The organism is Bdellovibrio sp. (assembly GCF_036384735.1).
Taxonomy (GTDB): Bacteria; Bdellovibrionota; Bdellovibrionia; order Bdellovibrionales; family Bdellovibrionaceae; genus Bdellovibrio.
Map to the genome: position 1 here is coordinate 232,447 of NZ_DASVLT010000010.1, position 23,351 is coordinate 255,797.

Annotated in this window: 20 protein-coding genes; 10 read left to right on the forward strand and 10 right to left on the reverse strand. The window is 45.1% G+C overall.

The annotated features are described in order from the left end of the window. Positions 1–4: 4 nt before the first annotated feature. The 8 genes from VF412_RS03760 (at position 5) to VF412_RS03795 (ending at position 6,594) form a co-directional block, all read left to right on the forward strand. Positions 5–361 (forward strand): VOC family protein, encoded by a 357-nt coding sequence (locus tag VF412_RS03760; protein WP_331337868.1) that lies wholly within the window; start codon positions 5–7, stop codon positions 359–361. 125 nt (positions 362–486) lie between these two features. Further along, on the forward strand, positions 487–870 hold the full coding sequence (locus VF412_RS03765) for a group III truncated hemoglobin (RefSeq protein ID WP_331337869.1): 384 nt from the start codon (positions 487–489) through the stop codon (positions 868–870). A 195-nt stretch (positions 871–1,065) separates the two neighbouring features. Then, positions 1,066–2,370, forward strand: coding sequence for a hypothetical protein (locus VF412_RS03770; RefSeq protein WP_331337870.1), 1,305 nt, complete (start codon positions 1,066–1,068; stop codon positions 2,368–2,370). Between the two features lie 12 nt (positions 2,371–2,382). After that, positions 2,383–3,849, forward strand: coding sequence for a hypothetical protein (locus VF412_RS03775; RefSeq protein WP_331337871.1), 1,467 nt, complete (start codon positions 2,383–2,385; stop codon positions 3,847–3,849). Positions 3,850–3,862: 13 nt separating this feature from the next. Next, positions 3,863–4,807 carry a hypothetical protein gene (locus VF412_RS03780; protein ID WP_331337872.1) on the forward strand — a complete coding sequence of 315 codons (945 nt, stop codon included), beginning with the start codon at positions 3,863–3,865 and terminating at the stop codon, positions 4,805–4,807. Between the two features lie 112 nt (positions 4,808–4,919). Beyond that, positions 4,920–5,507 carry an alpha/beta hydrolase gene (locus tag VF412_RS03785; protein ID WP_331337873.1) on the forward strand — a complete coding sequence of 196 codons (588 nt, stop codon included), beginning with the start codon at positions 4,920–4,922 and terminating at the stop codon, positions 5,505–5,507. Between the two features lie 69 nt (positions 5,508–5,576). Further along, positions 5,577–6,140, forward strand: a complete 564-nt coding sequence (locus tag VF412_RS03790) for a hypothetical protein (protein WP_331337874.1) — start codon at positions 5,577–5,579, stop codon at positions 6,138–6,140. Positions 6,141–6,231: 91 nt separating this feature from the next. Then, positions 6,232–6,594 (forward strand): hypothetical protein, encoded by a 363-nt coding sequence (locus VF412_RS03795; RefSeq protein WP_331337875.1) that lies wholly within the window; start codon positions 6,232–6,234, stop codon positions 6,592–6,594. 98 nt (positions 6,595–6,692) lie between these two features. Here VF412_RS03795 and VF412_RS03800 read toward each other — a convergent pair whose 3' ends face one another. The 8 genes from VF412_RS03800 to VF412_RS03835 form a co-directional block, all read right to left on the reverse strand. Next, the gene (locus tag VF412_RS03800) at positions 6,693–7,859 is read right to left on the reverse strand and encodes a bifunctional 2-methylcitrate synthase/citrate synthase (protein WP_331337876.1); all 1,167 of its coding nucleotides are present in this window, start codon (positions 7,857–7,859) and stop codon (positions 6,693–6,695) included. A gap of 196 nt (positions 7,860–8,055) precedes the next feature. Next, on the reverse strand, positions 8,056–9,102 hold the full coding sequence (locus VF412_RS03805) for a phospholipase D-like domain-containing protein (RefSeq protein WP_331337877.1): 1,047 nt from the start codon (positions 9,100–9,102) through the stop codon (positions 8,056–8,058). A gap of 149 nt (positions 9,103–9,251) precedes the next feature. Then, a complete protein-coding gene (locus VF412_RS03810; RefSeq protein ID WP_331337878.1) occupies positions 9,252–10,019 on the reverse strand; it encodes a hypothetical protein in 768 nt (255 codons plus the stop codon). 74 nt (positions 10,020–10,093) lie between these two features. Continuing rightward, complete coding sequence (locus tag VF412_RS03815; RefSeq protein WP_331337879.1) at positions 10,094–10,915, reverse strand: hypothetical protein; 822 nt, start codon at positions 10,913–10,915, stop codon at positions 10,094–10,096. 108 nt (positions 10,916–11,023) lie between these two features. Beyond that, complete coding sequence (gene prpB / locus VF412_RS03820) at positions 11,024–11,923, reverse strand: methylisocitrate lyase (RefSeq protein WP_331337880.1); 900 nt, start codon at positions 11,921–11,923, stop codon at positions 11,024–11,026. Between the two features lie 355 nt (positions 11,924–12,278). Continuing rightward, complete coding sequence (locus VF412_RS03825; protein WP_331337881.1) at positions 12,279–13,787, reverse strand: MmgE/PrpD family protein; 1,509 nt, start codon at positions 13,785–13,787, stop codon at positions 12,279–12,281. Positions 13,788–13,925: 138 nt separating this feature from the next. After that, entirely contained in the window at positions 13,926–14,453 is a 528-nt protein-coding gene (locus VF412_RS03830) for a DOMON-like domain-containing protein (RefSeq protein ID WP_331337882.1), read from the reverse strand. Then, the gene (locus VF412_RS03835; protein ID WP_331337883.1) at positions 14,450–15,250 is read right to left on the reverse strand and encodes an acyl-[acyl-carrier-protein] thioesterase; all 801 of its coding nucleotides are present in this window, start codon (positions 15,248–15,250) and stop codon (positions 14,450–14,452) included. Before VF412_RS03835 ends, VF412_RS03830 begins: the two co-directional genes overlap by 4 nt. A gap of 202 nt (positions 15,251–15,452) precedes the next feature. Between VF412_RS03835 and VF412_RS03840 the strand changes: the two genes are divergently transcribed. Next, positions 15,453–15,767 (forward strand): helix-turn-helix transcriptional regulator, encoded by a 315-nt coding sequence (locus tag VF412_RS03840; protein ID WP_331337884.1) that lies wholly within the window; start codon positions 15,453–15,455, stop codon positions 15,765–15,767. 109 nt (positions 15,768–15,876) lie between these two features. Then, positions 15,877–16,521, forward strand: coding sequence for a hypothetical protein (locus VF412_RS03845; RefSeq protein WP_331337885.1), 645 nt, complete (start codon positions 15,877–15,879; stop codon positions 16,519–16,521). A 2-nt stretch (positions 16,522–16,523) separates the two neighbouring features. Here VF412_RS03845 and VF412_RS03850 read toward each other — a convergent pair whose 3' ends face one another. Next, positions 16,524–19,322 carry a POTRA domain-containing protein gene (locus VF412_RS03850; RefSeq protein ID WP_331337886.1) on the reverse strand — a complete coding sequence of 933 codons (2,799 nt, stop codon included), beginning with the start codon at positions 19,320–19,322 and terminating at the stop codon, positions 16,524–16,526. After that, positions 19,319–23,293 carry a translocation/assembly module TamB domain-containing protein gene (locus VF412_RS03855; RefSeq protein ID WP_331337887.1) on the reverse strand — a complete coding sequence of 1,325 codons (3,975 nt, stop codon included), beginning with the start codon at positions 23,291–23,293 and terminating at the stop codon, positions 19,319–19,321. The genes VF412_RS03850 and VF412_RS03855 overlap by 4 nt, the downstream gene beginning before the upstream one ends. Between the last annotated feature and the right edge of the window lie 58 nt (positions 23,294–23,351).

The following is a 23,351-nucleotide window of genomic DNA, read 5'->3' on the forward strand; positions in this document are numbered from 1 at the left end:
TGTGATGAGCTTGGTTTTCACTTCTATCACAATAAATACGAACCATCTACAAGGCATGCTGGAATTTTACCAGATCATCGGATTCCAGTTTAAAGCCACCAAAGTTGACAAGGGGAGTGAAGTATATCGCGCGACCCACAACGGCGTAGAGTTTTCCTTGTATTCCATCAAAAATGTCCAGAAGTCTCAGATTCCGAGCCTGCAATTAGGATTCAGAGTTACAGATTTGGAAAAAACCGTCGAATCTCTTCAGAAAATTGACGGAGCCATGTGCATTCTTGATCCCACTGATATGCCTGATGGTAAAAAATCGATCATTCTTGATCCCGACGGGCATTCCATCGAGCTTGTTGAAGCTTAATTGTATTTTTCTGTTGGCCACTTCTTAACTGTTAAGAGTGGTCTTTTTTCTATACGCAGTGCGCCCTGTAACTCCACAGAGGGGGCGTATTGACCGCGATTTTTGTTTCATGAGAGAACTCGATCATGACGACTCAGCACCCTCCAAGAAAACCGTTAGAATCTCGTGAAGACATCATTCTTTTGGTGAATAGCTTTTATGACAAAGTTCGCAATGACGGATTCATCGGTCCGATTTTCACGGACGTAGCAAAAGTAAATTGGGATGAGCATTTGCCAAAACTTCAAAATTTTTGGTCTGATTTGTTGTTAGGGGAAGACACATATCGTGGTCATCCGTTTCCTCCGCACATGCGATTGAATTTAAAACCTGCCCACTTTGAACAGTGGCTTCGTCTTTTTGTAGAAACTGTGGATGAGTATTTCGTAGGTTTGAAAGCTGAAGAGGCGAAGGCGCGCGCTCTTCGTATTGCTCGCAACTTCATGATCAACCTCAATCTTTTAGACTAACTGTTTGCATCGCAAACTATGCTTCCACAATTTCACAAGAGTGTGGAGTGAGTATGTAAATGTGCGCTCCATTTTCACTCGGAAAGCTGATCTAAATTCTAGTAAGTATTTAAGAGCTGTGGAAGTTTTCATAATTTAAAATTAGCGATTCTAAGGTACATATTGCCCTAACTATCTCAGACCGATGAGTTCGGTATGAGAACAAAACACACCATCGTCACAATCATCGCAACACTTCTTTGCAGCCTCGTGTTTGAGGCACCTGTTGCGAATGCAGAATTCACAACTGTGGTGGATTGTTCTGGGTGTGCTGCTGGCGACGCTCAGTGTGCGGCAACATGCCAAGGGGCTGTGGCTGCGGCAAAAGTCAGTTCTACAGCATCAACGGGCGTTGTTGATTCTACTGTCGTGGCGGCTTGCCAAACAAAAGTGGCGGCAGCTATTCAAGCTTGCTCGACGTCACTGCAATCGGCATCGAGTGATTGCGATGACTCACAGAACTCAGGGCTGTCTCAAGCCAAGCAAGTTGCCACAGCCTTAGGTTCAGCGACTTCAACGAGTGTCGCTGCCGCTTGTTCAAATATGGCCAAAGTTTCTGAAGTCATGAATGCCGCTATCGGTGCGTATGAATTGAGTTGCTCAAGCTCTGTTGAAAGTTGTGGTTCAGCTTGTGCAACGGCTCTTTCGACATATAATAGTTGTGTTTCCTCAGGATACGTCAACGCCAGCGCAAAGACCGCAATTACTGAAAACCAAAAAACATGTTCAGGGCTTTCTCAAAAAGCAGCAGCGGCTCAAACAGCATTAACAAATGCTGTCCAAACTGCAATCGCAGCAAAAAATTGTAGCAGCCTCACTTCTGGTTCAACCCTTAGCACGGACTTCACAAGTTCCGTGGTGGACTGTACCAACACAGAGATGGCGTCGAATACCGTTTGTATCTGTGCTGCGAATCCAAATGCTACAGCCTGTTTGAATACGACATCCGCAAATAGCGCGACACTTGCTTCTACGTCGGCGGCATCTCGTTTAAGCACAAGCTCTGACAGCCTCGGTGACTTATATGGCACGGGAGATATTGCTCAAGGAACAATGCCCAATATCACTGATGGGGCCGCCGTAGATGGCAAGCAAGGAAATGGTGCTATGTTATCCAATTCGCCAGACGGTGCGGCAGCGGCGACAGCGAAAAAAGCGGGTCTGACAACAAACACTGACACTTTGGATGTGAATGCAGGTTTTTATGGTGGCGGTAATGGCGGTGGTTTTTCTGCTACAAGTGCTAGCGGCGGTGGAACGATATCGCTTGAAGATGCGAAGGCCGCGAAAGGCGCTGGCCAGCCAGATTTGCGCCAATTTCTTCCGGGGGGAGCCATCGGGCCTCAAAGTCGCGGTCTTGCGGGAGTTTCTGGCCCCGACGGTATTACAGGTCCTAACTCAGATATTTGGCAGAAGATTCAAAATCGCTACAAAGTCATTCAACCATCTTTGATTCCATAGCGAGAGGTGCACGTGAAAAAGAAAAAACCACTAAAATTCATTTCAAATTCCGTAGTGATCTTCGCGATATTGCAAGCGGCCTTCGCTCACGCAGATACGAGCACAACTTCCGACACAACGGTCGCACCAGCTATCAGTAGTGATGGTTACGAAACGGAAGCATCGAACTTAAAAGCAACGGTTGAGAAAACGTATAACCTTGCGACCACAGCGCAAAACACTGGAGCAACAGTTATTGTCATGGATGCTCTGACTAAAATTAAAAGTTATGCTTCTTATTATGCAAATTTGCACGGGACATGCACGAACAGTCAGGCGACTGCAAAAACCATTTGTCGCGAGGAAACCAGTCCCAATTTACAAAGCACGTTAAATCAAGTGAATACGTTAATGTCTTTAGTAACAGCGTCAGGAGTGACAGATGCCTGTAGTATTATGGGAAAAGCTTTAGCTCTTGCTCAAGCTGGTTTGACGGCCTATACGGCAGCTTGCTCGGCGGCTCGAGCAACTTGTGAAAGCGCGTGCTCCACTGTTTTCACCAATATTTCTCATATCAAAGAACTGGCATCCACCGTTTATTGCTCGAATCCCTGCAAAGTGACGGTGACAGAAAATGATCCTCAATACGCGGCTCAAAAGGCTGCCTGCATGAATCTCTCGAGCGTCATTGTGTCTGCGGGGGAAAGTGAGTGGCAAAAAAATGTTATGGATGTAGCGGCTTTGGAAACAAACGAAAATGATGCTTCTCCGGCAAAATCAATTGCAGCAAAAAATAAAGCCTGCACATATACTTACGCTAGCATGATTATCTCTGCGGGGTCAGGCATCCTTTCAATCATCAAAAGCGCGCAGGCCGCGAATAAATGTGAAGATGATACGAGTGGCACTTCTACAACGTCGACAACGACAGATTTATGTTCAATCTCTACCTACACGGCGACGACAGAATGTATTTGCCAAGCAAACCCTCGTTTAGCGGGTTGTGAAAACACTCTGGATAAAGCGGGATCCACAACTGTCTCAGCGTTGTCGGCACAGTCATCTCCAAATGCATCATCGACAACAAGTACGAGCTTAAGTGGGCTCGATTTGTCTTCGCTGACCGGTGATGCAACAACAGGCACAGCCGCCTCCAGTGATTCAAGCTCGGGCGTTGGAGCACCCACTGGTGGCAATGGGGCGCTGAGCACCACTGGCGGAAATAGCACAACCGGTACGGATGCTTCAGCCGTTCAAAAAGCTTTAAACACAAACGTCATTAGTACTGGCAGCGGCGGCGGTGGGGCCAGCGGCGGTTCGGGGAATACCGATAACACCAAATACAGTGCTTACCTTCCTGGAGGTGCCAAAGATCCAACGAAAGCCGCAGGCGATGCAACAGCGTGGAGCAAAGAGGTCACAAGCCAGGCTGGTAAATCAAATTGGGAAAAAATCCGCGATCGGTATCGCGACAACACTTCGACGTTATTGAGTAACTAAGATGAAGGTGGGTATGAGTTTAAGAATTTTGATTGCACTTTCAGTTCTTGCGCTGATTTTCCAGGGCCCAAAGACCTCTGCGGATGGACTTGCGACGTCGACAACCACTTCAACTTCCACAGATACCTCGGGTGTAAATGACTCTTCAAATTCTTCAAGTAGTGGAAATAGTTTTGCGCAAGCTGTGAACTATGTTGCTGGCGGTGCCGAGGTTGTGACAGGTGGATACATGATCAAAAGTGGATCTGCCAGTGAAAACTGGGGGGAGGTGGCGGCAGGTGTATTGTTGGTTAGTATGGGACTCACGAATATCGCACAAGGAAACGAGCACGGAAATTCTGCGACAACAGCAGATACGACGGCCGCCGCGACGGATGGCTCTTCATCATCAACTTCAACCGATTCGACTTCGACAGACGCCTATGTGACGGCGGCTCTAGCTGATTCCAACTTTAAGGCGGTGGGATCAACTATGAGTGAGTTGGTAGCAGCAGGAGTCTATGATCCTAAGACGGGAAACTTCACGGTCGACGGAACGACATACAGTTCTGGTGACTTATCATCTACAGGGGCGATGTCTTCAGCCGGTATTTCACAAAGTGCCATTGATGCCGCCCTCGCGGCCAACACGGCAGCAGAACAAAAAGCTATTGCGAAACTCGAGAAAGTAAAGAGCACGGAAAATGGTTATGAAGAGAGTTCCGGAAAAGGTGGTACACCCCCTGTCGCAGGCCCGAGTTCGAGTGATACCACGGGTGGCGCAGGCACGACGGGAAGAAGCGCGCGTAAGACAGCAACCGATGCATCAGCAAGTGTTGCGGGTCTTTCAAAAAACTTAAACGGCGAGCCTATTGGTGTTGCCGGCGATAATATTTTTTCGATGATCAAGCGACGTTATCAACTCAAAGAAAGTCAGGATTCATTTATCGAAAATTCAGATTTGCTTTCTAAAAAGTAATAAATATAGATCAAGGTGCTTGAACTCGGGGGTGTGTATTCTCACAGCCTAGTCCTTTTTTTCTCGGCCACTCATTTCTAGGGGATTTAGCCTTAAGGCAGTGGAGATGTTTATGAAACTCACTGTGACAATCCCTTCCCAAGAACGGCTTTTAGAAGCCGCGCTCTTTATTCCACCATACGATGCAAAAGAATTGGCGCCTGCCATTCTGTTTGAAGGAAGCATGACCGGAGCAACTCTTAAACTGACTGAACACTTAGCAGAAGAGCTTTCTCATGAAGGCTTCGTGTGTCTCGTGTTAGATCATAGCTTCTATAGCGAAGACGAAACATCCGCCTTATGTTGGGAATCCCCCGGGAAACGGGTGGCTGATATCAAAGCCGCTCTTAAATTCCTAAAGCAACACGCCATAACGGACGCCGATTGCGTGGTTGGGGTTGGAGTGAGCGTGGGCGCAGAATATTTAGCTCGCGCGATTCGCGAAACTGATGTCTGCAAAGGATTCGTGATGGTGCAAGGAGCACACGACGATGCACAAAATTTCATCGGTGAAGTGGATATCCCATCTACGATTTTGAACGAGAAAGATTTAAGTGCCACAGCTGACGAGATCAGCATTTGGGCGCGATCCTTAATAAATAAACCGCAAAGTCTCCATCGTCCCTATGGCTCCGCGGACTGGAGAGCCTCACACAGATAGTTATCCTGGATTGAGACAGGGCACGAGGTTTGTATCACTTATCTTCAAAGAACTTCAGCGAGGATAAGAATGACCAAGTGCTCTCAATTCTTTTTGGCCATTGCCGTTTTAATGAACTTTAGCGCAGCCCACGCGCGAGTGAAGAAGTCTAATCTCAAGGTGAGACAGACGCAGAAAGTCTCTGCGGTGACGGCAGACGGCAGCAAGACCCGCGCTATCCAGAATTGCTTAAAGTCGGCGAATACCTTGGCTGACAGTCTTGATGACAAGGCCGGAAAAATCATCGATGCGATGTCTCAAAGTGCCTTTAAAAAGTGGTGGAATAATATCGATGAAGATCAGATGAAAGCACAATATGCGGAAGAGCTTATGGTGCACATGAGTCGCATGACATTCTTGTTTAAAGAACACCGTAAACGCGGCCCTTTTGCAAAACTGAACGAATTTGAGTTTCAAAACTTGCTTGTGAAAAGTGATTATCTGTTATCGCTAGCCATCTCTCGTGAAAGTTTGGAAACGGCTCGCCGGAATACGACTTTTGCCAAAACTTTTGAAACTACTTTAGCCGCCTATAACACGGAACGTGTTGGCTTTGATCAGAAGATGATTCGTTTCGCATTCAACGAAAGGTAATCGTGGGAATCGATGAACTTGCACATAGCAAGTTGAAGAAAATTTCGAAGTTAGTTTATTAAGATGATTTTTTTAAAAAAAGGAGTTCTTCATGAAAAAAGCTCTTTTCGCATGGATCTGTGTGATGATGGCAAGTCCTGCATTCGCAGCAAAAAACTATAAGTGTGTGGGTACGGAGCCGTTTTGGAACATCAGTGTCGTCGGTGATTCACTCAAGGTCGGTGCCCCCGGTGAACAAGATATGACTTTAAAAATCACGCAAAGACTTTATCCACAGGGAATGTCTGAATCCGTCGGTGAGGCGATCATTGCTCAAGATGAAAAAACATCTGTTCATATGATAGTTCGTGAGGACGGCAAATGCAATGACGGAATGTCAGATAAGCTTTACTCACGCGAGGTGTGGGTGACGTTGAATAACAAACTACTCGTAGGTTGTTGCGACGCTAATTAGTAATTTGGCGAAAAAGCCCAGGTCTTGCGACGCTGGGCTTTTTTTCTGCTCTAAAATAAAAAGTAGACTTTAATAATCCGACAAAGTCGGAGTGCAGACTACTTGCGTTCAGACAAAGGAACAACTTTACGTTGTTCAGCACCTACGTACTCAGAAAGAGGACGGATGATGCGGTTGTCTTTTGCTTGCTCCATGATGTGAGCGGACCAACCTGTTGTACGAGCCATAACGAAGATCGGTGTGAAGAAATCGATCTCGAAGCCCATCATGTAGTAAGCAGGACCCGCTGGGAAATCCAAGTTAGGGTAGATTTTCTTCTTCTCAACCATAACTTTTTCCAAAGCTGTATACATCTGCATCCATTTTTGCTCACCAGTCACATCAGCCATAACTTGAGCGTACTTCTTCATCGTTGGAACGCGAGAATCGCCAGAGCGGTAAACGCGGTGACCGAAGCCCATAACTTTTTTCTTCTGAGCTAGAGCATCCAACATCCATTGTTCTGCTTTTGCAGGATCAGCGATCTCTTTCATCATGTGCATAACCATTTCGTTTGCACCACCATGCAAAGGACCTTTCAATGCACCGATACCCGCGACAGTTGCAGAGTAGATATCAGATTGAGTTGAAGTCACTACACGTGCCGTGAAAGTGGAAGCATTGAAGCTGTGTTCAGCGTAAAGGATCAAAGAAACGTCGAAAGCTTTAACAACTTCTTTTTGTGGAACTTTACCGAAACACATGTGGAAGAAGTTTTCAGCGATAGACAAATCCGCTTTTGGAGGAATGAAATCCAAACCTTTTTTGAAGCGGTAGTCAGCAGCAACCATAGTTGGGATTTTTGCCAATAATTGGATCGCTTTGTCCATGTTGGTTGCAGGGGACGCATCCCAAATACGAGGATCTTCGGCGCCCAAGAAAGAAACTGCCGTGCGGATAGAATCCATTGGATGGCATTTTTGTGGAAGAGCTTTGATCACGTTCAACAAAGTGGCAGTGATCTCGCGGTAGCCGCGCTCTTTTTTAGTGAAGTCAGCCAATTGAGCTGCATTTGGCAATTCGCCATTGTACATCAAGAAAGCAACTTCTTCGAAAGAGCAGTTCTCAGCCAAATCTTGAACTGGGTAACCACGATAGATCAAAGAGTTTGTGTGAGGGTTTACCTTAGATACAGAAGATGTATCCATCACAACGCCTTCAAGACCTTTTTTAACGTTCATCTTCTCTGGTTCTGGCACATAATCTGGATTGATATATTCAGCCATTATTTCCTCCATGCGGGCGCTGAGGTTTGACAACCTAAATGCAGCGCGTTGGTTTGGTAAAAAGTAATGGTTCAAGCTAGCGCTGTGACTCTAGCGGGTCAAGTTTCATCAAGGCAGAGTGCTGTGCGCAAGAGGTGTTTATTCTTCGGAGGAAATCAGCCCCTGATAGATCCATCAAGGGCCAGAATAAAAAGACTTAATTGCCAGCAGTGGCAGTGCCGCTGTTCGTTTGAGAAGCGCAGGTGAATGTCGATGACATCTGTGCGGAAGGAGTTGCAAGTGCAGCATCCTTAGCGATCGTCGAAAGAATTTGTGATGCAATGGCTGAATTTGTTTCGATGATTCCCAGCTCACGGGCTAGAGTCAGACTGTTATAGCTGAAGTTTTCAGATCCGACATAGAAATCATTGCCATCGACAACGATCGTCTTTGCATGAAGGTAAGGATTTGAACCAGTGTAAGGAGGCACATTCAAGCGTGCATCCACTCCAGCGGCTGCTAATTGCTGCATGAATGGAAGATTGCGAGTTCCGCCACCCTCAACACATGCTGGAACGATCACAACAACTTTAAGACCGCTTTTAGCTTTCGCCTCAAGAGCTGCTAAAACGTCACTATCGCCAAGATTTTCTACTTCTAAACCAATGTACTTTTGAGCTTCGTTGATCAAAGCCAAAATTTTGTCTTTGGAATTCACCGGGCTCCAAGCCAATTTGCCATTGCTGAGTTCAGGTGTGTCCATCGTCTTGTTTTGTGCATTCACTAAATCAGCTTCGAAAACCTTTTCGAATTCAGAAATCACATTTGGATCTTCTGTGCGAATACCAAAATCACGAGTGTACCAATCAGTGCGAGTCAAATTGATCGAGGTGACGAGGGCCCAAGAATTATCAAACACCGCAGATTTCACATGAGTGATCGAGAAAGCCGGAGAGCTTGCAACTACCGCAACACCGACCGAGCTCAGTTGCTGACCAATATTCTTTGCAGTCGTTCCGGCCAAATTTTTGCCGTCCAAGATGATGCGAACTTTCACACCACGTTGTTGGGCAGCGACTAGGTGTTTAACCACTTCCAAGTCAGACAAGTGATACATCATCATATCAATCGAAGTTTTGGCCTGATCGATACTGTCATTGAAAAGTGTATGACTATCTTGGGGAGTGATAGAAAGTGAATCATCGGCAGATGCATTCACGGACAACGCTAAAAGGGCAGAGAGGGCTAAAAGCCAATTTCTCATGGAGCCTCCGATGGCCCAAGAAGTTAACAAAAGTTATAGATGGGTCAAACGGAATTTTAAGGATCATGCAAAATAATCTCTTTAAGCGCTTAAATATTTGAAATTAGGTGCAAAATGGCCCCGTTTTTTAAAGGAATTGCACGGTGAAATTAGCCTATCAAACGGAAAACGATGACCGAGTCTTCCCTAAGTCCACTGAACTTCAAACGAACTTTTCCCTTATGAGCAGGATCTTGCAGTGTCACCGTGCGCTTATGAATATCGCGCGGCAGGTGATTGGTGGGCTTGAGCCACAATTCTTGATCCGTGCAGTGAATGACTTCGGCGATTTTACCGTGCCCATCAAACACGATGGGCATTCCACGCTTCACAACAAATTCCACGTGACGAAGGCGAGGCTTTGCAGGAATCGTCGGTTGAACTTTCATAGTGGGCACAACTTTCGGCTGAGTTCTCTGCGCAGTTGAAACAGTTTGTTGTGACGTTGTTAGCGAAGTTTTTGATTTTGTTGCTTCGTTTGCCGTTGGGACATGAGGTCCCGCTGCTGTATTTTTCTTCCCAGCCCGAACCGCTTGCAAACGCTGATCTAGTTCTTTATTCGCATGATATTCAGCTTGGAAAACCAAAAGGAATAAAAGGACGTTGACGGCCAGTGATGCAATTGTTTGGAAGTGATTTACGCCATAATCATATTTGAAAGTGATAAAATTCTTAGCGATGGTGAATCCCAAAATTGCCAGAACGGGAATCCAAGCAGAGCTCTTCCCCCGGGCCATTAAAATACCCACAACAACATTGGAAATACGACTGATCCAAGAAAGATTTGTAGCCACCATAAATGAAGAAATCAAATTATGCGGCGCCCACTTGTCAGGAACGTTAACGTTCATTGTCGCCATACTAATAAGGAAATTCATCAGGGGAGAGATAATAAGAAAGACTCCCGCTATGCGGAGAAGTCTTTCATCTCTCAGCCATGATTTTTTCTGGCTCATGAGCCGGTGCCTCGGTTGGCAGACTCGGGAGTTTCATCATCAAAAGACATTTTAAGGCTTGCGATGACTTCTTCTGCAGGAACAGACTCAGCGGAGACGGTCATTGTCTCTTCTGGCTGGGATTCTTTGCGAGCACGTTTAATGAGGGCATCACTTAGCGCAATGACCAAGCAAATTGCAAGAGGATCGAATACAGAAACGAACACTAAGATCAGATATTTTACAACGGTATCGATATCCATATTGAAGGCCTTTGAAATATAAATCAAAGGACCGACTTTTTGTTTTACAGAAATGATATTAATCTTAGCATTGGCAATCTGCTGGTCGATATTTGAAATTTTATTTTTCAAGTCGCGAATCGCGGGTTCAGCATCTGCGCGGGCTTTTAGTTTTTTCGTGATACGCGCATCCGGAATCTCATCTACAGAATGAGTGATGCGCGCCACTTCTGCATTGGTCATAGCGAGTTCACTTTGCAGGCGCTGAAGTTTGATGTCTTCAGACTCCAAAGTTGCAGAAGATGTCGAGTAGGCATCAGATAAGAAACCGAAAATACCCATGCTCGTGATAGCACTTAAAACAACAACACAAATAACGAGATACGCGCGGAAGATCTTTCCAACGCTTGTCCAAGTTTGATGAAGGTAAGCCGCGACGACGAACTTTGCTAACTCCAAAGCTCCCGCCATGAGCCAAACGGCAAGCACAGCACCGGAAAATAATTTTCCGAGACCCAAAATAGAGAATGTGGCTCCTAAGCAGGAAACAGCAACTGCTGATAGTGCCAATCCGATGACAATCCAAAGTTGAACCATGCTGTTTTTATCGGATCTTAATAGAGGATTCTAAACTGGACCTTAGCAAGGTATAGCAAGGTACGCCGTACCTTTTTGCGATGCCTTGCGGCGGTCCAGTTCGTGGGATTACTTCAGAGTGAAGTTAAAGATATTCTGGTCGAAAGAATTGTACTCATCATAGCGAGTTAGCGCGTAAAGATCCTTACGAGTTTGCATTTTTGGAAGAAGACCTTCTTGAGTGCCTTTTGCTTTAATCTCTGCCAAGCCATCCACTGTGGCACCCATTGCAAGACGGAATGTCGTCACAGGGTAGATCACGATGTTGTAGCCAAGATTTGAAAGCTCTTGATACGTGAAAAGACGGCCTTTGCCAAATTCAGTCATGTTTGCAAGTAAGGGAACGTTGACTGACTTACGGAAAGTTTCGAATTCTTTTTCATTTTCCAACGCTTCAGTGAAGATGCAATCTGCGCCTGCATCGATGTAAGCTTTTGCGCGATCAATGGCTGCATCCAGACCTTCAGAGGCACGAGCATCAGTGCGTGCGATCAAAAGAAAGTTCTCGTCCAATTTTTTACCGCGAGCCGCTGCTGCGACTTTGCGAGAGGCTTCATCACGGCTCACCAAAGATTTACCATCCAAGTGACCGCAGCGTTTTGGATTTACTTGGTCTTCAATATGGCAACCAGCCAAACCCATTTCGATCATTTCTTGCACTGTGCGAGTCGCACTCATCGGCTCACCGAAACCAGTATCAATATCGATGATTGTTGGAAGTTTTGTTGTGCGAGCAATTTGACGGCCACGAAGCCCAATCTCAGTCAGTGAAGTCAAACCGATGTCTGGATAGCCCAAATCATTCGAAAGAACAGAACCAGAAATATAAACTCCATCAAATCCCTGTTTTTCAATCGCCATTGAAACCAACGGAGACCAAGCCCCAGGAAACTGAAGCAATTTACCAGTCTTCAAAGCCGCTCTAAAATTCGCACGTTTCTGCGCCGGAGTTAACTCAGGAAACAACATAATTTCCTCCAAGGAAATTTAAAAAAAGAAAATTAAAATCACACTTCGTAGCAATTCGATAAACCTGGATTTCAAGGTTATATCTTACTCCTACAATCACGCCATTTCGAGTTTTTTTGAGAATGAAATCCTCATAGCTGAATAATTCACAGTGAATTCAAAACCTAAAGATAGTTGTTAAGAATAATGTGAACAAATGTCTTCAGGTAGCAATGAGGTGGCGGAGAGGGAGAGCTGGGTTACGAAGGGACCTCCGCGGGGCCTGGATGGCCCCCAGCCGAAGGCTGGAGCGGCGAGGCAGGCTGCCGCGTCCCGTAGGAACCCAGCTCTCCCTCTCCGCTACCGTTCGTCGCAACTAGAAAATACCTTTTGTATCGCGCTTGTTGTTTGTCAACTTGTCGATAGGAATCTGAACGTTCAATTGCTTCACTTCGTCAGCAGTCAAAGATTCCAGACGCTCCACCAGACCGATGAAACGGTTGCGTTCTTCCTTCGTGATGATTCCTTCCGTCAAAGTGTCAAACTTGCGGATGTAGTCAGCACGTTTGAATGGACGAGCACCTGCTGGATGCGCATCAGCTACGCCAAGTTCATCAACGATTTTAGAGCCGTCTTTCATTGTGATTTCTACGCGACCGCCGAAGCGTTTTTTATCTGGATCTGTCTCGTGGTACCAAGCAGTCCATTGTTTGTCTTCAACAGTAGAAATTTTGTGCCATAAAGCCACAGTGTCAGCACGTTTCGCACGCTCTGGAGCGTAGGAATTCACGTGGTGCCAAGTTCCATCTTGAAGAGCCACTGCAAAGATGTACATGATCGAGTGATCAAGAGTTTCGCGAGACGCATTTGGATCCATTTTTTGTGGATCGTTCGCACCGGTACCAATTACGTAGTGTGTATGGTGAGAAGTGTGGATTACGATGTTCGCGATATCGTCGAAGTTTTTGATCATTGGCTTCATTTTGCGAGCCAAGTCGATCAATGCTTGAGATTGGTATTCAGCAGAGTGTTCTTTTGTATACGTCTCAAGGATCGCGCGCTTTTCTTCGCCCACTTCTGGAAGTGGAACTTCGTACTTACCGTTTTTGCCAGAAAGCATCCAAGCGATAACCGAATCTTCACCCTCATAAATTGGAGATGGAGCGCCTTCACCACGCATCACGCGGTCAACAGCTTCAACAGCTAGTTTACCAGCGTGCGCCGGAGCGTAAGCTTTCCAAGAAGAGATTTCGCCTTTACGAGACTGACGAGTCGTGAAAGAAACGTGAACCGCTTGTTGCACAGCTTGGAAAATAGTTTCAGTTGGAAGAGCCAACAAAGTACCAATACCCGCAGCTTGAGCCGGGCACAGGTGAGCGATATGGTCTTTTTTGTATTCGTGTAAGCAGATTGCCTTCACTAGATCAACGTGAACCTCATAACCAGTCACGATACCTTTTAGAAGCTCTTTACCAGTTTTGTTCATTTGCTGAGCTACTGCCAAGATCGCAGGAATGTTGTCACCAGGGTGAGAGTAATCGGCAGCCAAGAAAGTATCATGGAAATCCAACTCACGAACCGCAGTGCCGTTCGCCCAAGCAGCCCATTCACAGTCAAATTTTTGATCGTTCGGCATACCGAACACAGTCGCACCTGTTGGACGAGGGTGAGCAATCGCCATCGCACGAGCCGAAGCCACCGGACGACGGTTAGCAGCTGCAATCGCAACAGAGGCATTATCGATGATACGGTTGATAACCATATCGACAACATCAGCTTTGATCGGAGCATTGTCCGAAGCGATCTCTGCAATTTTCCAAGCAAGTTGATCTTTGCGATCCAATTTTTCTTTAGACGGATAAACACGTACAGTGTGTTTTTTCATGGAGTCCCTTTCGACTAGAAAACGAAGAGCGCAACACTGGGACGACAAGGTCGATGAGTGCGGCGCATTATTAAATTAATATGAAACAAGCAAAGCTAACTTGGCCTCAAATAAGGGTCAAGAAACAGGCAGGTTGATTCAGAGCGAAATCAGACAGGCTTTTCTTAAATGAAAATCAGGTTGTGCTCCGGGATGAGCCAAGGCAAAAAAACTGCGACTTCCGTCAATAAACTCAATAACGGCGGTCAGTCCCAGATGATGAGCCTTCTTCAAATCGTCTCCAGAAATGCGAATTCGGAAAAGGGCTTCGCGATCATGGCCTTCTCGGCTCACTAATTTCACGCGCAACGACTCCGAAGGCTGCATACCTTGACGATAACTGCTGAAAGCATAGGCATTCCAATCTCCATTGGGTGAGCAATTGATTTCAAAGTAAGGGGAGTTGTCGTCATCGCTTTCCGCAAAAAAAGCTTCAAGACAGGTGTGTTTCCAAAGTTCGTCCCGACGAGATTCCACCAAAGACGACTCGGGGAAACGGATTTTATCTAAGCCTCCTTTTAAGCGATACTCGATCAACAATTCATCCGGCGCGCTTTTGAAAGCCTCTACTTCGAAAGTCAGTGTCTCAGTGAATTCGGTTGTCAGGTAAGGTTTTAAAGGGTTCATGCTTTGATCTTCTCCCAATCAATCCGAGCTGTAAAGCATGTCTGAGTTTTTGCGTCAGGATCACTTGAGTCTTTCGGCATGATCACGCCTTTGTATATTGATGCTCCTGAATTTGTGCTTTCATGGTGTGAGGATGAAGCAGAACGTTCAACCATTACTTTATCGCCAAGATGAGTTTCTGAAAGGAAATTCACCGAGTAGGCCTTCAGCGTTAAGCTGCGATGAAGATCATAGGAAATCGAATCTAAAATCCACTGCGCATATTTCGTATTGTTAACATGTTGATTCGTGTCGATGTCAGAGTTGCGCACACGAAAGCGCGCCAATTTTTCATATTCACCTTGGACAGGAATTTTTTCGGTTGAAAGACCATTACTTTGATCGAAACAAATATCTGCCCAGGGCCGTAGGTCCGCAGAGGGAAGAATTTTTTTGGTATTGCGATCCAAAGCCAACCAGCTAGTGGAGCATTTTCCAATGATGCGATCCTCAGGCGTTTTAATGTAAAACTCGCGGGAAACAAATGCTCCTTCTGGTGGACGCAGCCAAGTTTCGATGACTACATTTTGTCCAAAAGAAGGCCATTCATCCATTTCAAGGTTTTGACGAGTTAGAACCCAAAAGAGACCTTGGCGTTCCATGTCCTTCATTCCAAAGCCCAAAGTCTCTGCGTGCATCCATGCGGTTTCCTGAATGAGATTTAAGATTCCGTACAACCCAAGTCGCCCCAAAGGGTTGACAAGAATGCTGGTGATCTTAAAATTTTCTCGCCATATGCGTTTCACTTCATGAGCCATAAAGAGAAAACTCCTCTTGTGTAATGCTGGTGTAACAAAACATGAGTTTGGCTTTCAAACTGAACTAAGTTTTGCAAAAAAACAGGAAGTAATTTATCCATTTATGGGTATACTGTATTTGTTTAGAGCGACCTAGTTAACTAGTTATTAACATAAACAACCGTGCAAGTTAAAAGCAAATACTTGTCATGATAATGCGAGTATGTTTATTCTAAACCAAGATTTAGGTGGAATTCAGATGAAACAAAAAAATATGTTAGCAGATTTTTTAAAGCAAAAGCGTATCGCTGCCGGCCTCTCTCAAAGAGATGTGGCTGATAAGCTTGGTTACTCAACTCCGCAGTTTATTTCTAACTGGGAGCGTGGTGTGTCTCATCCTCCCATCAACGCGTTGAAACGCCTTGGCGATCTTTACAAGGTTTCAGCCGAAGACCTTTTTGAAGTGACTTTGAATGCCACAATTCAAGAAGTGACCCAGGATTTGCGCAAGAAATTCGCCACAAGCAAGGCTCGTTAGGCCTAAACACAGGTTAATTTTTCAAAAAGCCCCACAAAAAGGGGCTTTTTTCTTTTGCGAAATCGATTTTCGAAGTAAATTGACCTGGATTTAGTAGGTGCTTCTGGAAATGAATAATCGTATCAAAATGTTCTTATCTTTTAGTGAAGAGCTGAGCCATCTCATTGAAAATGAGGGATGGGCGGTTCGTCCGTACCAATCTTCTACTCTACCTTATTTCCAGGCTCTTTCTGATGACCTGCAGGACGGGGTCCTGAAGCAGATTCAAGATTATCTTCTTATTTGTAAAAAGACGATGGCGGAGGGGTATCCAATTAAAGATGCCCGCTTCCTTGTGAATAAGGCTCTTGAACACTATTCGATGTCCTTCCACGAAGATGTAGATGAGTTGATCGAAGAGGGGCATGCCGTTGAATTCTACAGTCTGAATCACATGCAGATTTTCCGCACCTTTAACTGCTTCGAATATACCAGCTACACTATCGAAGATATGTATTGTCGCCCCTGGTATTCCCTCTATGAACGCGAGGATAAAATTGCGGAACAATTAATGGTTCTGGCAGCTCCCGTTTTAAGGGGAGAGTACGACGGCATCATGCGCCTAGAAGTGCCTCCGCACTTCATCACAGAGAGAGCTTCCTTAGAAAGACTGCAAATGCTTTGCGAGTCCGTGTGGGTGGCCCCTTTGCATGATGAAAAAGCGCAAACGGGTTACATTTGTATTCAGCAAGTGAAGTCAACTCTGCAAAATTAATTTTAGAATGTACCGATGGATAAGTGAATACGCCACGGGCTTTCACCAGGTTGCATTTCTAGTTTCCAAGCCATATCGATACTCAAAGGCCCGACTGGAGTATTATAGCGAATGCCGAAGCCAGTGCCTGCGCGATATGGCTGATTGATATCAAGTCCTTGAATCAAGACTTCGCCACCATCATAGAAAATAGCGCCACCCAAGCTTCCCCAAACCGGAAAGCGCAATTCAGACTTAATCAAGAACATCGAAGAATCTGTTGTCAGATAGTACTTGTTGTTCGTGTTTTGAATACCTAAATCTTTATTGTTCGGGAAGTATTCGGTTCCGGCCTCATAACCACGAACTGTGGAGGTGCCACCAAGGCTGAAACCTTTTTTATCCCATGGAACACCGTTTGTCGGTGAATCTACCGTTGCTATGTTCTTCAAATAGCCACCGCGAATTTGGTTCGCCCAAACAACAGGCTGTTTTTGTGACATTCCCACTTTCCAGTAGTGACTGAAACTTGCAACTGCGCGCCAGTATTGAATCGTATCATTCGAACCGAATGCCGGGTCTGCGTATTCCGCATTGATACGAGTGAACGTTCCGCGAGTTGGGTTGAATGGATTATCGCGATAATCAATATCGACGTTAGGTCCCGTTGTAACGATAATCTGGTTCGTCGGAGTGTACGGATAAGTACTGTCCAAACCGTAGTCATGGACTTGCGCTTGTGAATAAAGATCCCACGTTCCCAAGATATGAGTCGTGATGTCTTTTTCAATTGAGTAAGTGTATGACTTTAAATCCGTAACCTGATGAACAGTGTAGTCGGTGATCTGACTTGAGTAAGTGATATTGATACGACCACGCACATGGGTATTGAACAGATAAGGCTCTAAATATCCAAGCACGGCTTTGCTTTCCAGGTACTTAAAGTGCGCGACGTTGTAGTTTCCTTCCAGACGCAAAGAAACCCCGCGTCCGGTACCCAATAGGTTTCGATAAGCCACACTTGTGTAACCACGCAGTGTAAAGTCTCGTTCATTCGTCGCACCAGCGCCCACTGTGAAAACACCTGGATCGCGTTCGCTGACCTTCACAATCACAGTACGATTGGCCACATTGGTTTTTTCTTCCAGTGTGTGAATCTCGACATTTCCAAAAAAGCCTGTGCGCTGCAAATGAGTGATAGAGTCATCGATTTTTTGCGGAGTAATCAGCTCGCCTTGACGAATCTCAAGCTCCATCAAAATCACAGAATCACGTGTGAAAGAGTTGCCCTCGATCACGATCGAGGCGGCACGAACTTGCGGACCTTCGAGGATCTTAAAGTGCAAAGTCGCTTGAGTGCTGGTTTCATCGTAAGTGACCAGATCTTCTTTTTCATTCAGAAGTTGCATCTCGATGTAACCATTATCGTGATAATAATTTTTGATATTCGTTACCGCAGCTTCAATCTGATTCAAACGAAGGGGACCTGGCTTGAGGCCCGTCACTTTTAGAAGTTGCTCGTTTGTATAAGACGTGTTGCCGCTGAATTCGACAGATTTAATCGACGTTAAAGGGCCTTCGTCGATATTTACGTGCAAAGTCACTTCAGTCTTTTCGCGGTTGTATTGAATGCGCGTTGAAAGAATTTTTGCTTGCAGAAAACCTTCGTTTTGCAATTGCAAAACGAGATTGCGCATTCCCGTATCAAGGTCGTCTTTGTTGAAGTAATTATCTGCAACCGTGGACGAGCTGTGCTCTTTAATAAAGTCTTCGTAGTAGCTTGCTTTGCGGCTGAATTTCCCCGTGATGTTGATTCCGGCAATGGCGATGCGAGGGCCTTCATCGATATTGAAAGTGATTTTGCGATTGAACGAACCGTCGTTGGATTCTTCGTGAGCCACTTCGGCGCGGGCATAACCCTGAGAAATATAATATGCACGAATCTTTTGAGCGATATCAGCTCCTACCGCCGGATTTGCCGAGGTGTAAGAGTTGAGGTCAATGGCATCTTCAATACGACCTACTCGGATGAAATGGACTCCTTTAAGTTCAAAGTCGAATTTTTCGACTCTTTCCAAACGATAGGTCAGCGTGGCTTCGGATTCGTCGCTATTGTAAGCAATCGTTGGTCCCGTGAAATCAGCACGCACATAGCGATTTTTGGTTAGGTAAGTACGCGCCTTCTTGTTGATGTCCGATAAAGTTTTTTCAGTTAAAGGATCATCGAGGTTTGATTCTAATTTATTTCCAAGACCGCGATTGAGTTCATTGTTCGGGCTTTGTAGATTGATTTTGCTGATGATGGTGCGTTTGTTTTCGGTGACCTTCACCAAAATATCGACATTGCCATCGGGACGAGGAGGCATTTCGATATCAACAACAGCATTAAAATAACCCTGATCTTTATAGGCTTGACGGAGTTTTTCACCCTGTTCGATCAAAGTTTGCTGGTCAAAGGGATCGCCGCCTTTGACGGCAAAGATATTTGAAGTTTCGCTGTTTGAGAAATATTTGATTCCACTGAAGCTCACGTCGCCAAGGCGTTTTGTTTTGATAAAATGCAATTTGTATTCGTTGCCTTCGTCAAAAACTTGAAGCCGGTCAAACTCAGGCTTTAATTGAAGCAGGCGAATAATATCATCTACCTGATCTAAGGTGATTTTTTCCTTTTCAGCTTGAGGGTAGCGCTTGTAAATTTCAGCTCGAACCTGTGGAGGAATATCCGAAAGGTTTAAGACCTTTTTCGCAAATGCAGGGGTACTTAAAACCAGACACAAGAGTAAAGCTGCGGAAAAGCGGAACGCTTGCGAAGATAAAATCATTTAAACTCCCGCTTAAACTCAAGATCCAGACCGAAAACGTTTTCGGTTTCCTGCGGAGAATTTAAAATTGTCGTATTGTCGTACAAGCTCTTTTGCTCGTAAGAACCTACGGCTGTAATATTACTGTTCAAAAGATACTCAAGCTTCACGTCATAGTTATCAAAATCGCCGACCTGGCGGCTGCCCGAAACCTTGAAGCGCTCAGAAAGCTGACGGCTCAAAGTGATTTTTGGAATACTGATATTTCGAGTGGAATCGTATTGCGACGTCACCGAGAAATTCAGCCCCAAACCTGTTGCTTCCAGACCTTTGTTAATTGGTTTGGCAAGAACGGCTCCGCCGATTTCAGCACCAGTTTGTTCTGCAACGGCTTTTTGTTGTCCCGCTGTCTGATCCAAATTTGTTGAAGTTACACCTAATGCAATCAAAGAAATAATATCTTGATCCGTCAATGGCGGAACAGAGGACAATTTGATTATTGGATTTTTGGCCGGACCCTGCGCAATCAAGGTCACGTCGTATTCGGTGATACGAGAGTTTGCAGTGACGAATACGTTCGGATTGATTTCGTTTGGATCTGTGAAGTCGATCACTGCATTTTGCACATCAAAAAGCTTATCTTTAAAAATCAATTTCGATCTGCGATCAGCTGTGATGCGGCCGAAAAGCAGTGGGTTTGTTGGCGATCCTTTCACTTGAAGAGTTCCAGATACGGAACCATCAAAGAACGAGTTCTTCACAGGCAAGCTTTTATCAAGAATGATCTGCAAATCGAAAAGGACCGGTTCAAAATGCGATTCACGCAAAACTTTTGGCAGGTAAATACTTTGACGAACACCCGAGATGCCACCGCCGGCGTCATCCGTGAATTCTTTTGCGAACAAACCGTTGCTGACGTGATATACGCCAGAAAGTGTGAATGGGAACCAACGGCCAGCAAATGTCAAATCACCGCTGCCTGTTGTGCTGACTTTATCAGGGACATTCAATGTGGCATTGTCGACGTGAAAGCGAATGGATGTTTGAAGATCTCTAGGGCCATTGATAATAATACTGCCTTCTCCTGAAATCGTTCCTCCAGCCATTTGACCACGAATATCGTTAATCAAAATTTTGCTTTGCGAGAATGACACGTTCGTTGAAAGGCGTTCGATGGCGTGGGGGAAACCTTTCAGCTTCACAAAGGCGTTATTCAAATTAGCAGTTCCAATAATTTCAGGCTTTGTTAATTTGCCGGAGACCGAGGCCTCCATATTCAGTGGACCACCGAGGTCTTCCAAAAACGGCAGGAAGATTTGCAACAGACGCAAATCTACCATGGCGCTGACGCCCATATTCAGGCGTTCTGTTGTAAAGTTATTTCCTGTAAAGCGGATCTGACTGTGGGGACCCTGAAGGTTGAAGTTCTTAAAACTGATCAAACCATTTTCTGAAACAACATCCATTGGGCCGTTATTTTGCAAACTCAAATGCCCGCGTTTCAGGAAAAATTTATCTGTGTGAATTTTGCCTGAAGATCTAAAGAAATCACCAGAGTCCGAACGAAGATCAATGTTCGACGTCATCGAAGACTCGTATTCAGCCGCTAAATTTGCGCCACCGACTAAGGCTAACAAACTTGAGAAACTCCAGTTATCTGTTTTCATTTTAATGATTAACGGAGTGCCTTTTTCGAATGGATATTGGAAATCACCATTTACTTTGTCGCCGAAAAGACTGACTTTGCCGCCTAGGCTTTGACGGCTGATCTTTAAGATAAAGTTTGAGTTCGGAATTTCTTGATCTTCCAAAACGGTGTCGGTGATCGCGCCTTTGATCAGCATGTGTGGATTCTTGATCGTGTCTTTAAGTTCAGACGAGAAATTCAAAGTTCCATAGATGCTAGAATTGATCTTCGTCACTATTGAAGATTCTTCCATCTTCCAGTTCTTGCCATCGATGGCCAGGTTCATAACTTGATCAGAACTAATACCGCCCGTGACGTTCACGATAGAAGCATTTTTCAAAAGCTGAACCTTCTGAGCTTTCAAGTTTCCATTGTCAGCATCGACATTGAAGTTTAATTGGTCGAAGCTTTCTTGTCCCAGAGTGACGCTTTTGAATGCAGATTCAACCTTATAGCTTAATTTCCAGAAGTTCAGAGGGCCTTCAACATGAGCTTTGGCGGCGCCTGAACCCTGCATGTTAATAGGGAAGTGATAAAATTGATCTAAGATCTTAGCCACGTCACCAAGTTCTGTTGTCGGAGACGAGAAATTACCCTCAATGTGATCATGAGCAAGATCCACATCAAGATCGCCAATGTATTGGGTTTTGTTCTGAGCTCCGGCTAAATTTGTAAAGATCAGATGTCCTTTACGCAAGGCCACGTTGGAAATAACGTTGCCCAAATCGAATGTCTCGAACACAAAGTCACGGGCATTCACGCTCATATCAAAAGTGGCGGTAGAAGAATCTCCCTCGGTGCTGCCCTCGATGCTGGCGCTACCACTCATGCGAAGATTTGCTAAGTTCTGTACATTTTTGAAATCAAGTTTTTTGGTTTTATAATTTACTTTAAAACCTTTGTCGAAATCAATGACACCATCGCTACTGCCAACGCTGTCGCCTAAAGTCAGGTTCGCCTGATAAGCCACCGCTTGCGGAGTCACTTGAACATTTCCCTGAGCCGACATTGATTTCAAATTCAAAATGGGATTGCCCTTGGCATTGTTCTCTGACTTCACCCAAATATCGCTTGCGCTCAAGGTCGCATTTTCGCAAGTCACATTCAAAGGACGAAGAGTCCCAGAGCAGGGAAGTTCTCCTTTAGCTTGCAGACCCGCTGGAATATTTTTTAAATCCATCGACGCAAAAAACTTCTGCAAATCAACGTTATCTACTTTCACACGAGATTTGAATGCAAAGTCGTGATCTAATTCGATTTGTGATTTCGTTAATGAGGCATCACCGGCAGGGTGCTTCACCTTGATTTCAGAAAAGGAAATCACGCGGTTTTTAAATTGACCTTGGATATTCGCATCACCCAATTCAAATTTATCAACGACGACAGACTGGGTATTGATTTCAGCCTTTCCGTGCAAATCGTTAAGGCCATTGAAGTGTGCTTCCACTTCTGTATCCAATTGCCCCGCCAAATTCGGGAACTTCATTTGAGGTTTAATCTGTTTAATTTCTTTAAATACATCGTTCAAAGAAACTTTAGCGGACAAAGAAAGAACCCCTGCGGGTTTGATGGGAATATCTTTAAACGGAGTCAGCTCGCCGCGAAGAATGAAGTCAGATTGATCTAAGTGTGTACCCAATTGTAAAATGCGAAGGGACTGACGAGTTGCATAGAGATGAGTGTCAAAAGAACCAGAGAAGTTTCCTAATTCAGAATGAACTTTTAAATCAGGAACATCCGCTTTGGCTGTTAAATTTTTTCCCATGTTGGTTAAAAGCAAACCGCCATTTTGCGCTTCAATGGCAAGGCCTAGTTGCTTGGATTCGACCAGCACGTGAATGTTTTGCAGGAAGATTTTTTGCAAAGGCAATCTCTCGGTGATCGAAAAAATTGCATCCACGGGAATTTCCTTCGCTGGGCCTTGGCTTTTCAAAAGGGGGTCGATATTGATACGAACTTCCGGAGAGTCAATAACCACTGCAGACAAATTGACTCGACCGCCAAGTAATTGGAAGAAGTCCAAATGAACACGAACGCTGGCTATACGGGCCACCGATAAAATATCGGCGATCTCATTGCCTGGTTTGGGTGTGACTGAAATGTCTTCTAAGACCAAAGAAGGACGTAAAATTCTAAGGTGCAACTTGGCAGCCTTGACTTCCACGGGCAATGACGACTTCGAATAGCGTTGCATCTCTTGCAACGCCCAACTTTCAAGTCGTGGCATGACCAACCAAGTGCCTAGTGCCCACAAAATTAAAAACGCCAATGTTGGAGTAATCAAGATCCAGAAGACACGCTTCATTGACCACTCCAAATAGAAAGCAGAGCACTGGCTGCACGATAGTGCGGTCGGGAGGCAA